Here is a 14,772-nt window from a genome sequence, read left to right on the forward strand (position 1 = left end):
GCGGAAGGAGGGCTATTATGGAAGCATGGTCCGTTAGTGAAGCGACTCGTTACATTAAGCGGTTAATTGAGAATGATACACAATTAATGGAAGTGTGGATTCGTGGTGAGCTTTCGAACGTAAAGCGTCATTCTAGAGGACATCTGTACTTTACCGTTAAAGATGCAAATGCGCGAATGCAGTCTGTCATGTTCGCTGGCTATAATCAACATTTACGTTTTATTCCTGAAAATGGAATGAAAGTGCTCATAAGAGGCGAGGTCAATGTGTATGAACCTTACGGGCAATATCAATTCTACGCTAAAGAAATGCAACCAGATGGAATAGGAAGCTTGCACGTTGCCTTCGAGCGCTTGAAAAAACAACTAGAACAAGAGGGTTTGTTTGCTGCTGAGCGTAAAAAGCCTTTACCGTCTTATCCAAGGCATATTGCTGTGATTACGTCACAAACAGGTGCCGTCATACGTGATATTATGACGACGTTAAAACGGAGAATGCCAAACATTCGCGTAACGCTTTTTCCGGTTGCTGTTCAAGGTCATTTAGCAATTGATTCGATTGAACGGGCGTTAGTGCAAGCCAATCAAGCAGCTCTTTTTGACCTCATTATTGTAGGAAGAGGCGGGGGATCAATGGAGGAGCTGTGGGCTTTTAATGAAGAACGGGTTGCGAGAGCCATTGGTTCATCGACTATACCGGTTATTTCGGCAGTAGGCCACGAAACAGATTATACCATTAGTGATTTCGTAGCGGATTTACGGGCGCCTACACCTACAGCAGCAGCAGAGTTTGCTGTACCTGATGTTCGTGAACAATTACGGCAAGTAGATCATTACAAGCAACGGATGGTAAGAGCCATGAGGCAAATGGCAGAAAAGAAGCGAGCGCAACTTCAATATGCGAAGCGCTCTTATGCTTTTCGTTACCCAAGGCAGCTCGTTGAGCAAAAGGAACAGCAGTTGGACCAAGCTGTCGAGCGGATGAATCGAGAAATGCAACGGTTTGCAAAAGAAAAACGATCTTCATATACATCCATACAACACCGCCTATTACGCCATCATCCAGAAACAGCAGCTGTTTTAAAGAAGAAAGAGTTGAACGTGTTGGATCATCGATTAGGTCAAGCGTTAAACAAGCAAGTGACGGTTAAGCGAAACCAGTTGACGTCTCTTCTTGCGCAACTTGAATTGCTTAGTCCGTTAAAAATCATGAACCGCGGTTATTCTCTCGTTTATAATGAAGCTGAAAATAAGCTCTTAAAATCCGTAGATGAGCTAAAAGTGAACCATGACATTCGCCTTCTTTTTAAAGATGGACGAGCAACAGGCGTGATTAAAGAGATCATACACGAAGGAGTTGATCAAAGTGGACAATCAAAAGAATGATATTCCGTTTGAAGAAGCGATGAAACAGCTAGAGGAAATTGTTGAGGGGCTCGAACAAGGGGATGTTGCACTAGAAAAAGCTATTGACCTTTACAAAAAAGGCATTGGTTTATCAAAAACATGTCACGATAAATTAGTTTCAATAGAAGAGCAGCTCGACCAAATTATGACAGAAGATGGTGAAATACTAGAGCTGAACGTCCAAAAGGAGGAGCAGGAGTGAGCCGCACATTTGAATTGTTCCTTCACGAAACCAAGCAATTAATTGAACGTGAGTTACCCGAATTCATTCGTACCATAAATACAGAAAGTCGGTTAAAAGAAGCGATGCTCTACTCCATCGAGGCTGGCGGAAAGCGAGTGCGTCCAGTACTTCTTATGGCTGTGTTAGATGCATATAAGTTTCCGATAAAGGATGGGCTTGAAGTAGCTTGTGCGCTAGAAATGATTCATACTTATTCACTAATTCATGATGATTTACCAGCAATGGATGACGATGATCTCAGACGTGGAAAACCAACCAATCATAAAGTGTTTGGCGAAGCAACCGCGATATTAGCAGGTGATGCCCTCTTAACACATAGCTTCTACCTTCTCTCGCAAATCACTCACGTTAGCGCTGAAACAAAGTTACACCTTATTTCCCTTTTTAGTGAAGCCGCTGGTGCAAAAGGTATGGTCGGTGGGCAGCTTGCCGATATGTTAGCAGAGGGGAAACTACTCGGTGTAAATGAACTTGCATCTATTCACAATCGTAAAACTGGTGAGCTTCTCGCTTTCGCTGTTGAAGCAGGGGCAGTTATTGCTGGAACCACACCAGAGGATCAAAGGAAATTACGTGCTTTTGGGAAAGAAATTGGTTTGCTGTTCCAAATTAAAGATGACATTCTTGATCTTGAAGGCAGCGTAGAAGCGATTGGGAAGCCAGTCGGCAGCGATGTACATAACGACAAAAGTACGTATCCTGGTATCTTAGGGCTGGACGGAGCAAAGGCAATGCTAGCGAGTCATTACGATCAAGCATTACAGTCATTAAATGAACTTGGATTAAGAAACACACTTCTTGAAGATATGGCAACGTATATTGTTAATCGGGATCGTTAAGGAACCAGCACCGTTTGGCTGGTTTTTTTTATGAGAATGGTGTATGGTTCACAATACAGGGTATTACTGTTCTAGGTAGGCTTGTTTTTGTTATACTAGACGTACATTGTCATAACGAGATAAAGATAAAAAATGAAGAGTAAATGGAGGTTTCGTTTATGAACCTTGAAGAAATACAAGATCCCAGCTTCCTTAAACATTATACGAATAAACAACTTGAACAGTTAGCAACAGATATTCGCCAGTTTTTGATTGAAAAACTATCTGTAAATGGTGGTCATATTGGACCAAATTTAGGTGTGGTTGAATTGACGCTAGTCCTTCACCAATTATTTGATTCACCGAGAGACAAGTTCTTGTGGGATGTAGGACACCAGGCGTATGTTCATAAAATTCTAACTGGACGAGCAAGCCAGTTTGACACAATGCGTCAATATAAAGGACTTTGTGGATTTCCGAAGCGAAATGAAAGCGAACATGATGTTTGGGAAACAGGACATAGCTCTACATCATTATCTGGCGCAATGGGTATGGCGACAGCAAGGGACCTAAAAGGAACCGATGAAAGTGTGGTTGCCATCATTGGCGATGGTGCTCTAACTGGCGGAATGGCATTAGAAGCGCTGAACCACATTGGGCATGAACAAAAGAACTTAATTGTTATTTTAAACGACAATGAGATGTCGATTGCACCAAATGTTGGTGCGCTGCATCATATTCTCGGAAAACTACGTACAGCTGGAAAGTATCAGCGAGCGAAGGACGATTTGGAATGGTTAGTAAGAAAAATTCCTGCATTTGGTGGAAAGCTTGCTGATACAGCGGAGCGACTAAAGGATAGCCTTAAATACATGGTTGTATCAGGAATCTTTTTTGAAGAGATGGGCTTTACGTATTTAGGTCCAGTTGACGGTCATGATTTAGACGATTTAAGAAACAATTTAAATTATGCAAAGAAAGTAAGTGGACCGGTACTTGTTCATGTTGTCACGAAAAAAGGGAAAGGCTACAAGCCCGCAGAAGATGACGCAACAGGTGCTTGGCATGGAACAGGACCATATAAAATTGAAAACGGTGAAATGGTCAAAAAATCCGGGCCTCCAAGTTACCCTAGCGTATTTGCAAATACATTAAAAACCATTGCTCGTGAAGATGAGCGTGTCGTTGCTGTTACTCCAGCAATGCCAGGTGGATCAAAACTTGATTTATTCGCACAGGAATTTCCAGAAAGAATGATTGATGTCGGCATTGCTGAGCAGCATGCAGCAACAATGTCAGCTGGTCTTGCTACACAAGGCATGAAGCCAGTATTTGCTGTCTATTCAACATTCCTGCAACGTGGATATGATCAAGTTGTTCATGATATTTGTCGTCAAAATTTGAATGTGCTTATAGCAATTGACCGAGCAGGTCTTGTTGGAGCAGATGGAGAAACCCACCAAGGTGTGTTTGATATCTCCTTCTTAAGAGCGTTACCAAATATGGTTATTTTAAATCCTAGAAATGAAAATGAACTTCAACATATGCTGTATACAGCGATAAAATATGATGATGGACCAATCGCCGTTCGCTATCCTAGAGGGAATGGAACTGGCGTAAAAATGGACGCACAATTAAAGCAGCTCCCAATTGGCAAATGGGAAGTGTTAAACGAAGGTACAGATGCGGTCATTCTTACTTTTGGAACGATGATTCCAGTGGCTGAAAAAGCAATTGAAAACATGACGGCCCAAGGTTATAATGTTCGATTGGTTAATGCGAATTCAGTAAAACCACTTGATGAAGAGATGCTCCGTACAATCGCTGAAGAAGAGTTACCGATTTTGACTGTAGAAGAAGCGATCCTTCAAGGTGGCTTCGGAAGTGCTGTAATGGAATTTTATAATGATCATGGCCTTCAAGCATCGATCAAACGACTTGGTGTACCAGATTGGTTTATAGAACACGGTAGTGTTGATGAATTATATGAAGAAATTGGTTTGACGCCTGAGCGGATAGCGGATGTTCTTCTGTCAGAACTACCACAAAAAAAGAAAAGAGCATAATGACAAATGGGAAAAAAAGAAAGGCTCGACGTCTTATTAGTTGAGCGGGGCTTAGCTGACACAAGAGAAAAAGCAAAGCGAAGTATTATGGCTGGACTTGTTTACAGTGAGCATGAGCGCTTAGATAAACCGGGCTTAAAAGTAGACAGAGACGTTCCTTTACGTATAAAAGGAGATACTCTTAAATACGTTAGCCGCGGAGGCTTAAAATTAGAAAAAGCGATTGACGTCTTTTCCTTAGAGCTAGCAAACAAGGTAGGTTTAGATATTGGCTCATCAACTGGAGGTTTCACAGACTGTGCACTCCAAAACCATGCAAAAGCCATGTATGCTGTGGATGTTGGTTACAATCAATTGGCTTGGAAAATTAGGCAGGATGAACGTGTAACAGTCATGGAACGAATGAATTTCCGCTACGCAACCAAAGACGATTTTGCCAAATCTCAGCCAGAATTTGCTTCAATTGATGTTTCGTTTATTTCTTTGAGGTTGATTTTACCGCCGTTGTACTCCATTCTTGCCGATGGTGGCGATGTTATAGCGCTAGTGAAACCGCAATTTGAAGCAGGAAGGGAACACGTCGGAAAGAAGGGCATTGTGCGAGATCCTCTTGTGCATAAGCATGTTATTCATTCCGTTCTAACAGCTGCTCATGAGCTTGGCTTTAGTTCTCTTGCACTTGATTATTCACCCATTACAGGTGGGGACGGCAACATTGAATTTTTACTTCATCTAAAAAAACAAACGGAACACGTAGAATTGACTACAGAAACGATTGAGCACATTGTAGAAGCAGCGCAAGCTCTTCGAAAGTAAATAACGAGAGATACCCTCTTTTATACTAGCGTTGAAATGGACACAATGATGACCTTTTTCTTGCTTGCAAAAGAGGGTTCTTTTACAGCTTAATCAAACTGTTCTGCTTTGAAATCTTGCTCAAAACAAGTAAACCGTAGATAATAGATGAGACTGAACCATAATCAATTTGTTAAAAGGTAAGGTGATGGCATGACTAAAGGACAACGCCATATAAAAATAAGAGAAATTATTACAAATAAAGAAATTGAGACACAGGATGATTTAGTTGATCAATTAAGAAGTGATGGTTACAATGTCACGCAAGCAACTGTGTCAAGAGATATTAAAGAACTACATTTAGTGAAGGTCCCTATGCAGGACGGCCGCTATAAATATAGCTTACCTGCTGATCAAAAGTTTAATCCTCAGCAAAAGCTTAAGCGTATATTAACCGATAGCTTTATAAGCATTGATCAGTCTGGAAACTTAGTCGTGATGAAAGCAATGCCTGGTAATGCGAATGCAATTGCTGTTCTCATTGATAATTTAGACTGGCCAGAACTAATGGGAACGATATGTGGAGATGATACCATTCTCATTATTTGTCGGACAGAAAAAAATGGCGAAACCGTCACGGAACGATTTTTAAATATGCTTTAATGAGGTGGGCAATCTACTATGCTAATGGAATTAACCGTTAAAAATTTTGCAATCATTTCTTCCCTTACCATTCCATTTGAGAAAGGGTTAACTGTTCTCACGGGAGAGACTGGTGCTGGAAAGTCGATTATTATTGATGCTATTGGCTTGCTTTTAGGTGGAAGAGGCTCAGCTGAGTTTGTTCGCCACGGTGAGAAGAAAGCGGAGATTGAAGGCTTGTTTGTAATGGAAGAAGGGCATCAACTAGAAGCTAAGTTGGAATCCTTAGGCATCGATGTTGAAGATGATATGCTCATTATGAGACGGGAAATTACTCATACAGGTAAAAGCATTTGCCGCATAAATGGAAAGCTCATGACGATTGGAACCCTACGCGAAATTGGACAAGCTCTTGTTGATATTCACGGTCAGCATGAGCACCAGTCTCTAATGAGAGCTGATGAACATTTAGGATTATTAGATCAGTTTGGTGGGGATGCTATAAAAAAAGCGCTACATGAATACCGTAAGCTTTTCAATAAGCTTCAAACCACAATGAAGCGCATTAACGAGCTTGATCAAAATGCTCAGGAAATTGCCCAAAAGACCGATTTATATACGTATCAACTAGGTGAAATCTCCAAGACAAATGCACAAATTGGCGAAGATGAACAACTCCAAAAAAACCGTAATAAGCTTGCTAATAGTGAAAAATTGTACGAAGCGCTAACAAGAAGCTATGAGCATCTTTATGGAGAAGATAAGGGTCTTGATTATTTAAGTGGTATGCTAAGTCATTTGGAAACAGCAGCAAGCATTGATACAGATTTGCAACCACTTTATGAACAAGTGTCATCAAGTTATTACCTCATCGAGGAAGCCTCCTACTCGATTCGAGAAGCTTTGGATCAAGTTGATTTTAATCCAACAGTATTAGAGGATGTAGAAAATCGCTTGGCTGAAATTGAAAAAGTGAAACGTAAATATGGTGAGTCTATAGCCGATGTGTTAGCATATGCAGAAGCCATCGAGCAAGAGCTGGAAGAAATGGAAAATAAGGACATTCATTTAGAAGAGCTTCAAGACACAAGGAACGCCATTATTGAAGATTTAACCATCGAAGGTGAAGCATTAACAGATATTCGTAAACGTTTAGCAAAAAAGCTTGAATCTTCACTGATGATCGAGTTAAGCCAGTTGTATATGGAAAAAGCATCCTTTAACGTTCAGCTTGAAACAGGCGAAACATTCTATAAAAATGGTCAAGATCAAGCAGAGTTTTTAATTTCCACAAATGAAGGGGAACCATTAAAGTCTCTTGTAAAAGTGGCATCAGGTGGAGAAATCTCACGTATCATGCTTGCCCTTAAGACCATTTTCTCTGCTTCTCAACAGATTACATCTGTTATTTTTGATGAAGTGGATACAGGTGTGAGCGGTCGAGTGGCGCAAGCGATTGCTGAAAAAATGTACCGTATATCAGAGGGCTCACAAGTGTTATGTATTACGCACCTACCTCAAGTAGCAGCTATGGCAGATCACCACTTATTTATACGAAAAGAAACCATTGAAGGACGAGTGAAAACAGACGTCATTCAATTAAACGACGACGAAAAAACAAACGAACTTGCAAGAATGTTGTCTGGGTTTGAAGTGACTGAGATTACGAAGGAAAATGCTAAAGAACTGCTTGAACTGGCAACCCACAAAAAAGGATAACTGGAAAAGCGACCTTGATTAGGTGGCTTTTTTCTTTTATTTACAGTTATATTTCGTCCGTGTGAAGGCAACATTAATAGTACAGCCAGCATGGAGGTGTAGGTTGGGAGTGAGGAGTGAAAAGGTTGCTAAAAGAGGGTGTACGGTATGTTATTGGGGTCTTGTTTTTAGTTTGTCTACTTTTTTTGGGATTTAATCCACAATTTAAACAGTTTATAGACATTCCCACATCCATTGTTCTATTTGAGGGAAGCGAGACGGCAATTGAAGCGAACGGCTTTGCTATTGAGGGAAATTCGCACATAGAAGTAGAGCAAATGGAAAGTCAAACGATTCTTCAAGGAATAAAGACAGGTCATACAAATGTGACTTTGCAAAATGGAAATTGGCCTGCAAAAAAAATTGATGTATCTGTTTTACCAGAAATAAAAGTGGTACCAGGCGGTCAATCCATTGGAGTCAAATTAAACACAGAAGGCGTTTTAGTTGTTGGTCATCATAAAATAGACACAAAATCAGGACAAAGATCCCCAGGGGAATTTGCAGGAATTGAAGTCGGGGATATGATTACAAACATTAATGGAGAAAAAATGCATACGATGAGCGAAGTGTCTAAACAAGTTCAGCATGCAGGAGAAGAAAATCAGGAATTAAAAGTGAAAGTATTACGTGGGGAAAAAGAAATAACGACTGTACTAAAGCCAGAAAAAGCAAAAGGGGATCATCTGTATCGTCTTGGTTTATACATTCGTGACTCTGCTGCGGGTGTGGGCACGATGACTTTCTATGAACCAGAGAGTAAGCGATACGGCGCACTTGGTCATGTTATATCGGATATTGATACAAAGAAGCCAGTTTCTGTATTAAATGGGCAGTTATTACGATCATCGGTTACCTCCATTTCCAGAGGTATCAATGGAGAACCTGGTGAAAAGCTTGCTAGTATATCGAAAGATCGTGAAATTTTAGGAACCATTCATAAAAACAGCGCATTAGGAATTTATGGCACATTAAATGAGACGGTTCAATTAAAAAATAACGTCTATGACCAACCATTACCGATTTCTACGGCTTCAGAAGTAAAGGAAGGCCCTGCAAAAATATTAACGGTATTAGATGGAGAAGAAGTTGAACAATTTGATATAGAAATTGTTTCAAGCACGCCACAAGAAAGCCCGGCAACCAAGGGAATGATTATAAAGGTTACAGACAAACGGTTGTTAGAAAAGACAGGTGGCATTGTTCAAGGCATGAGCGGTAGTCCAATTATACAAGGGGATAAAATTGTTGGAGCAGTCACTCATGTGTTTGTAAACGATCCTACTTCTGGATACGGATGTCATATTAGCTGGATGCTAGAGGAATCTGGAATTCATACAGGATTAGTAAAACACCAAGCGCAAGCGAGTTAATTCTCTGCTTAGCTTGGTGCTTTTGTTTTTCTTACTTACATTTATAAGACCAAATCACCGTGAAGAAATCCTCAAGAATCGTCACATCCCTTTTAAGGATATGGTATATTAAAAAGAAAGTACGATTGAAAATCTGTCGAAAAGAAGAAGATTTACAAGAAAAACGTAGGATTTCCTATAATTAAAATCTAAATGATTTATTTAAAAGGATTGTCTGCATCTTTGTCGAATCGGTTACATACAACAAAAGGAACTGGGGGAAAACATAATGAGTCAAATTAACGTTTGTATCGCTGATGATAACAGAGAATTAGTGCATTTATTGAGTGAGTATATAGGTGCGCAACCAGATATGGAAGTAGCTGGAACGGCATTTAATGGACAGGAATGCTTAAGCTTGGTTGAAGAAAAAGAACCAGATGTATTACTGTTAGATATTATCATGCCCCACTTAGATGGATTAGCTGTTTTAGAGCGCCTTAGTCAAAAAAGCAATAGACCCCAAATTGTCATGTTAACGGCTTTTGGTCAAGAAGATGTGACGAAGCGAGCTGTAGACTTTGGAGCTGCTTACTATGTACTCAAGCCATTTGACATGGAAGCATTAATGGAAAAAATCCGTGAAATTGCAGGAAAACAACAGGTTCGTATACCAAAAACAACGTCTATGTCGTTTGCATCAGCACCTAGGAAAGAAAGTAAGCAAATTAATTTAGATGCGAGCATTACAAGCATTATTCACGAAATTGGTGTTCCTGCACATATTAAAGGATACATGTATTTAAGAGAAGCCATTACAATGGTATATAAAGATATTGAGCTTCTTGGCTCAATTACGAAAGTGCTTTACCCTGACATTGCAAAAAAGTTTAATACAACGGCTAGTCGGGTTGAAAGAGCCATTCGTCATGCCATTGAAGTAGCTTGGAGCAGAGGCAATATTGATTCAATTTCAAACTTGTTTGGTTACACTGTTAGTCACACTAAAGCAAAACCTACGAATTCTGAATTTATTGCTATGGTTGCGGATAAACTTCGAATCGAACATAAAGTAAGCTAATTGTTTTAAAAAAAGCGTGAAATGATCTGATCATTTACACGCTTTTTTGTATGGATTCAATCCTTCTCCAAATACTAAGAAAAAGGAAAGGGAGAGGATTGAAATGAATGTAGAAACTAAACGTTTTAAGAAAGCAATACATCCTTTAGAGAATAATTGGAAGCAAGTGATCGTTCCATGATTTCTTCCTTATTTTTATCACTTCCGTTTATTGCTGTTGCCTTAATGTACGGTTTTAAAGATGTACAATGGAGCAAAAAAAACGCTCAGCATACTTTCATCCCATTTAGTCTCGGGAGCTTTCTTTTATATAGTTATGTAGCACTTAGCTCGTTATTAACGGGAACTCATCTCTATTTTTCATATTTGGCGGTTGCGTACATTTTTTTAACTTGGGCTGTTGGTTTTTATCTTGATTTAAGCCAGTTAAAAAAACAGCAGAAAAAAACGAAGCAAATGATGAATCAAACTGGAATTATTTGCTGTTATGTCGTGTTACTTGTTTTCTTCTCTTATCTTTTGTCTATGGGAAATATAAAAGCGTTCAGTATCAATACGGCTTGCTTTATGTTGTTCCCTCTTTCAAGCTATATGGCAAACAAAGTATCGCTTAGATTAACGATCTACTATTTACTGTTACTGATCATTAGTTGTTTTTTTATGGCGATCCCTACATTTATAGACATTTTGTATGTTACAACAATTTTTTACATCATTATTGTTTTAGAAGTAGAAGGCCAAGCTGTTTACGGTATCAATGGCTCACTTATTCTTGGTGCATCCCTTGCATTATGGACTGTAACGGTTCCAGAAACATCAGGGCAGTTGCTATTCCTTTTATTAGCTTGTATAAGTATTGTTTTATTCTTCTTTTGGCCTGTGCTACAAGGAGCATATTGTCAATGGGCTAAAAGAATAGGTACAACAGAATAAAATAAACAACAGCTGAAGTATTCGCTCTCCTCACAGCTGTTGATCATCTTTCTTAAAAAACGTTTCTGCTACTTTGCCACGTTTTTTGTCTCTATGGAATATAAATCCTGCCATCAATCCTAATCCAATAAGGAAGAAAAGTAAGCCAGCAAAAAATTGTATCCATAAAGTAGGATAAGGAAATAGTTCAACAAGGAAAAATGCATCACGCATTAATTTGATACCATACCCAGCGCCAACTATTGGGATGAGAATGAGGAATAAAGCAATTACTCTGCCCATGGAACATCCTTTCTTGTACGTATTTCACATCTATTGTAGACCAAAAAAACCATTATGGACAAGTTTAATCTTGCATAAGATCGTTAATTGTACGATACTAAAATAAATGGCAGTAGCATTTATGACCAACTACTAAAAATGTCAGAGGTGCGAGAATGAATACGATTCTGTTTATTGATGATGGTCCTGATGCATTTCCTTTATTACGATGTCTAATGCATCTGCCTATGTTTACTGTTGCCGCCATACATAGCAAAACAGCTAAAATAAGCGATTTTGCAGCAGAGCACAATATAGATTTAGTGGATGAACAGTCATGTAAGCAATACGATTTTACAATCATTCAAAGGCATACAAAGATAGATAAAACAGAAGACAATGTTTGGTCATATGAAGAAGTGTGGGCAGTCATTAGTGCTGAGTTCTCGAAACAATCTCTCATGCAAAAAGCAATTGACTCGATTGATGATGGCGTGATTATTGTCAAAGCAGACTACACGGTCATGTATTTAAACGATGCAGCGGCTGAAATGGCTGATGTGAACCGGCAGGAAAGTGTTGGTCAGGCCATTCAATCCTTACTGCCAACAAGTGGTTTACCACGTGTGATTGAACGCCAGCAGCCAGAATACAATCAGCTTCAAACATTTACAAACGGGACGAAAATCGTGACCACTCGTATGCCGTTAAGTACAAAAGGAAACATTACAGGTGCAATTGCCGTCTTTAAAGATGTCACAGAAGCAAGGCAAATGGCTGAGCAAATTACAGACCTTAATCGAATGAGAGAAATGCTGGAAGCCATCATTAATTCCTCTAATGATGCAATATCGGTTGTTGACGAGTATGGCGTCGGTCTTCTTATAAATCCAGCTTACAAGAAAATTACTGGTTTAACGGAAGAACAAGTTATTGGTAAACCAGCAACAACGGACATTTCAGAGGGCGAAAGCATTCATATGCAAGTCTTGCAAACTCAGCGACCCGTGCGAGGGGCGCGGTTAAAGTTAGGTCCAGCGAAACGAGACGTAATAGTAAATGTTGCACCTATTATGGTAGACAAGAAATTAAAAGGAAGTATAGGCGTTATCCATGATGTATCTGAATTAAATTCCCTTATGGGTGAATTAAAGCAAGCAAAAAAGAAAATTGCCAGTCTTGAATCCCATTACACGTTTCAAGATATACTAGGGCAATCCAGTGGGATCCAGCACGCCATTGCTCAAGGGAAATTAGGAGCGAATACGGCCTTACCTATTTTGCTATTAGGCGAAACGGGTACTGGAAAAGAATTATTCGCACATGCGATCCATTATGAAAGTGAACGTCGTCACCAACCGTTTGTACGAGTGAACTGCGCAGCGTTGACAGAAACACTTCTTGAAAGTGAGCTATTCGGTTACGAACAAGGTGCTTTTTCTGGAGCCTTACGTACAGGAAAAAAGGGGTTATTTGAAGAAGCTGGAGAAGGAAGTATCTTTCTTGATGAAGTAGGCGAAATGTCGTTACAAACACAAGCAAAATTATTACGTGTTCTTCAAGAAAGTGAAGTGGTTCGAGTTGGTGGAACAAAACCAATTAAAATTAAAGCCCGGGTCATTGCAGCCACAAATGTGGACTTACAATTATTTATGTCAACAAAACGGTTTAGAGAAGATCTTTATTATCGTTTAAATACATTGCCAATTTATATTCCACCATTGAGGGAAAGAATTGAAGACATACCTATACTTGCTTTGCGGCTTATTGAAAAGATAAACGAAGATTATGGACGCAATATTAGAAACTTGTCGGATTATGCACTGGCTCAGCTTCAACAGTATACATGGCCTGGTAATATTCGGGAGTTAGAAAATGTATTGGCAAGAGAAATGATATACAAAAACTTAGGTGAAACAGAAATCGATTTTGTTGCACATGCAGATATAAGTATGCTAAAACCAGGAAGTGCACCTAAAGTAGATCGTACTAAGCCAGAAAAGCTAGAGCAGTTTTTAGCGGAACAAGAGCGTGGGTTTCTTTTAGAGACGTTAGCTCATGTTCATTATGTTAAAACAGAAGCGGCAAAACGCCTCGGTATTTCTGTCCGATCGCTTTACTATAAATTAGAGAAATATGGGATTGAATGATTTTGCATGCAAAAAATTTCAGGGGAGTGCAAGATTTTGCAAGCGAAGGGTGACATTAGCCTATTTCCTTAAGATTAGCAGTTGGCATTGTTTTTGCATGTAGCATAGATGTGACTAGTGAAGACGAGCCAGAATTCTTATAGGGGGATTTAAAATGAATTTATTTACAAAAATGGTAGAAAAAGATTACGAACAACTTGTTGTTTGTCAAGATCAAACGTCAGGGTTAAAAGCAATTATAGCGATTCATGATACAACGCTAGGACCTGCACTTGGCGGTACAAGAATGTGGAATTATCAATCAGAAGAGGATGCCTTTGAAGATGTCTTACGTCTTTCAAGAGGGATGACATATAAAAATGCGGCAGCTGGCTTGAACCTCGGCGGAGGTAAAGCAGTAATCATTGGCGATGCTCGCACAGATAAAAATCCAGAAATGTTTCGAGCATTTGGTCGCTATATTCAAGGATTAAACGGACGCTATATTACTGCAGAAGACGTAGGCACGACCGTTGAAGATATGGATATTATTCACGATGAGACCGATTATGTTACAGGTATTTCTCCTGCTTTTGGTGCTTCAGGAAACCCATCACCAGTCACAGCTTATGGTGTTTATGTTGGGATGAAAGCTGCGGCTAAAGCAGGACTAGGCTCGGAAGATTTAGCAGGTAAAACGATTGCGGTGCAAGGTGTCGGTAATGTTGCTTATCACTTATGTAAATATCTGCATGAAGAAGGCGCTCAACTTATTGTTACAGATATTTACAAACCGTCTGTTGAACGAGCGGTTTCCGAATTTGGGGCAAAAGCAGTAGACCCTGATGATATTTATGAGCAAGACTGTGATATTTTTGCTCCATGTGCATTAGGTGGCGTAATTAATGATGAAACGCTTGCGAAATTAACGGCTAAAGTGATCGCTGGTGCGGCTAACAATCAATTAAAAGAAGAGCGTCATGGTCAAATTTTGCAAGATATGGGCATTGCCTATGCCCCTGATTATGTTATTAATGCAGGTGGCGTGATTAATGTGGCGGATGAATTAAATGGGTACAACCGAGATCGAGCATTTAAAAAAGTAGAAGGCATTTATGATAATGTTTCTCGTGTATTTGAAATTGCTCATACAAAGCGAATCCCTACTTCACAGGCTGCGGATAAAATGGCAGAAGAACGAATTGAACGGATGCGTTACGCAAGAGGAACATTTTTGCAAAATGAGCACCATATTCTTTCTCGCAAAAAGTAATGGAGGCGGACTAT

13 protein-coding genes are annotated in these 14,772 nt (G+C 39.6%); 12 read left to right on the forward strand and 1 reads right to left on the reverse strand.

What is annotated here, in order from left to right:
* Positions 1–17: 17 nt before the first annotated feature.
* From xseA to BK583_RS08045, 10 genes are all read left to right on the forward strand, one after another.
* On the forward strand, positions 18–1,385 hold the full coding sequence (gene xseA, locus BK583_RS08000; protein ID WP_055736361.1) for an exodeoxyribonuclease VII large subunit: 1,368 nt from the start codon (positions 18–20) through the stop codon (positions 1,383–1,385).
* A 19-nt stretch (positions 1,386–1,404) separates the two neighbouring features.
* On the forward strand, positions 1,405–1,608 hold the full coding sequence (gene xseB, locus BK583_RS08005; RefSeq protein ID WP_051667748.1) for an exodeoxyribonuclease VII small subunit: 204 nt from the start codon (positions 1,405–1,407) through the stop codon (positions 1,606–1,608).
* Complete coding sequence (locus BK583_RS08010) at positions 1,605–2,489, forward strand: polyprenyl synthetase family protein (RefSeq protein WP_038481251.1); 885 nt, start codon at positions 1,605–1,607, stop codon at positions 2,487–2,489. The genes xseB and BK583_RS08010 overlap by 4 nt, the downstream gene beginning before the upstream one ends.
* A 158-nt stretch (positions 2,490–2,647) precedes the next feature.
* Positions 2,648–4,534 (forward strand): 1-deoxy-D-xylulose-5-phosphate synthase, encoded by a 1,887-nt coding sequence (gene dxs, locus BK583_RS08015; protein WP_055736362.1) that lies wholly within the window; start codon positions 2,648–2,650, stop codon positions 4,532–4,534.
* 6 nt (positions 4,535–4,540) lie between these two features.
* Positions 4,541–5,350 (forward strand): TlyA family RNA methyltransferase, encoded by an 810-nt coding sequence (locus BK583_RS08020; RefSeq protein ID WP_055736363.1) that lies wholly within the window; start codon positions 4,541–4,543, stop codon positions 5,348–5,350.
* A gap of 192 nt (positions 5,351–5,542) precedes the next feature.
* Positions 5,543–5,992 (forward strand): transcriptional regulator AhrC/ArgR, encoded by a 450-nt coding sequence (ahrC, locus tag BK583_RS08025; RefSeq protein ID WP_035395786.1) that lies wholly within the window; start codon positions 5,543–5,545, stop codon positions 5,990–5,992.
* Between the two features lie 18 nt (positions 5,993–6,010).
* Complete coding sequence (gene recN / locus BK583_RS08030; RefSeq protein ID WP_055736364.1) at positions 6,011–7,690, forward strand: DNA repair protein RecN; 1,680 nt, start codon at positions 6,011–6,013, stop codon at positions 7,688–7,690.
* Between the two features lie 125 nt (positions 7,691–7,815).
* Complete coding sequence (gene spoIVB / locus BK583_RS08035) at positions 7,816–9,102, forward strand: SpoIVB peptidase (RefSeq protein ID WP_055736365.1); 1,287 nt, start codon at positions 7,816–7,818, stop codon at positions 9,100–9,102.
* A gap of 268 nt (positions 9,103–9,370) precedes the next feature.
* Positions 9,371–10,162: a sporulation transcription factor Spo0A gene (gene spo0A, locus BK583_RS08040; protein WP_038481235.1), complete on the forward strand. Its 792-nt coding sequence runs from the start codon at positions 9,371–9,373 to the stop codon at positions 10,160–10,162.
* A 177-nt stretch (positions 10,163–10,339) separates the two neighbouring features.
* Complete coding sequence (locus BK583_RS08045; RefSeq protein ID WP_038481232.1) at positions 10,340–11,095, forward strand: hypothetical protein; 756 nt, start codon at positions 10,340–10,342, stop codon at positions 11,093–11,095.
* A 30-nt stretch (positions 11,096–11,125) separates the two neighbouring features.
* Here the strand turns inward: BK583_RS08045 and BK583_RS08050 are convergent, their stop codons facing one another.
* Positions 11,126–11,377 (reverse strand): DUF2627 domain-containing protein, encoded by a 252-nt coding sequence (locus BK583_RS08050; protein ID WP_038481229.1) that lies wholly within the window; start codon positions 11,375–11,377, stop codon positions 11,126–11,128.
* A gap of 155 nt (positions 11,378–11,532) precedes the next feature.
* Here BK583_RS08050 and BK583_RS08055 point away from each other — a divergent pair, with 155 nt between their 5' ends.
* Both BK583_RS08055 and BK583_RS08060 read left to right on the forward strand, forming a co-directional pair.
* A complete protein-coding gene (locus BK583_RS08055; protein ID WP_055736367.1) occupies positions 11,533–13,506 on the forward strand; it encodes a sigma-54 interaction domain-containing protein in 1,974 nt (657 codons plus the stop codon).
* 154 nt (positions 13,507–13,660) lie between these two features.
* The gene (locus tag BK583_RS08060) at positions 13,661–14,758 is read left to right on the forward strand and encodes a Glu/Leu/Phe/Val family dehydrogenase (RefSeq protein ID WP_038481224.1); all 1,098 of its coding nucleotides are present in this window, start codon (positions 13,661–13,663) and stop codon (positions 14,756–14,758) included.
* Positions 14,759–14,772 lie beyond the last annotated feature (14 nt).

It is taken from the genome of Shouchella oshimensis (assembly GCF_002019765.1).
In the GTDB taxonomy this organism is placed as follows: Bacteria; Bacillota; Bacilli; order Bacillales; family Bacillaceae_D; genus Shouchella; species Shouchella oshimensis.

Coding starts and splice junctions, on each gene's coding strand:
- BK583_RS08060 (WP_038481224.1), top strand. CDS start 13,661: ATGAATTTATTTACAAAAATGGTAGAAAAAGATTACGAACAACTTGTT.
- dxs (WP_055736362.1), top strand. CDS start 2,648: ATGAACCTTGAAGAAATACAAGATCCCAGCTTCCTTAAACATTATACG.
- BK583_RS08050 (WP_038481229.1), bottom strand. CDS start 11,377: ATGGGCAGAGTAATTGCTTTATTCCTCATTCTCATCCCAATAGTTGGC.
- xseA (WP_055736361.1), top strand. CDS start 18: ATGGAAGCATGGTCCGTTAGTGAAGCGACTCGTTACATTAAGCGGTTA.
- BK583_RS08045 (WP_038481232.1), top strand. CDS start 10,340: ATGATTTCTTCCTTATTTTTATCACTTCCGTTTATTGCTGTTGCCTTA.
- xseB (WP_051667748.1), top strand. CDS start 1,405: ATGAAACAGCTAGAGGAAATTGTTGAGGGGCTCGAACAAGGGGATGTT.
- BK583_RS08020 (WP_055736363.1), top strand. CDS start 4,541: ATGGGAAAAAAAGAAAGGCTCGACGTCTTATTAGTTGAGCGGGGCTTA.
- ahrC (WP_035395786.1), top strand. CDS start 5,543: ATGACTAAAGGACAACGCCATATAAAAATAAGAGAAATTATTACAAAT.
- spo0A (WP_038481235.1), top strand. CDS start 9,371: ATGAGTCAAATTAACGTTTGTATCGCTGATGATAACAGAGAATTAGTG.
- BK583_RS08055 (WP_055736367.1), top strand. CDS start 11,533: ATGAATACGATTCTGTTTATTGATGATGGTCCTGATGCATTTCCTTTA.
- recN (WP_055736364.1), top strand. CDS start 6,011: ATGCTAATGGAATTAACCGTTAAAAATTTTGCAATCATTTCTTCCCTT.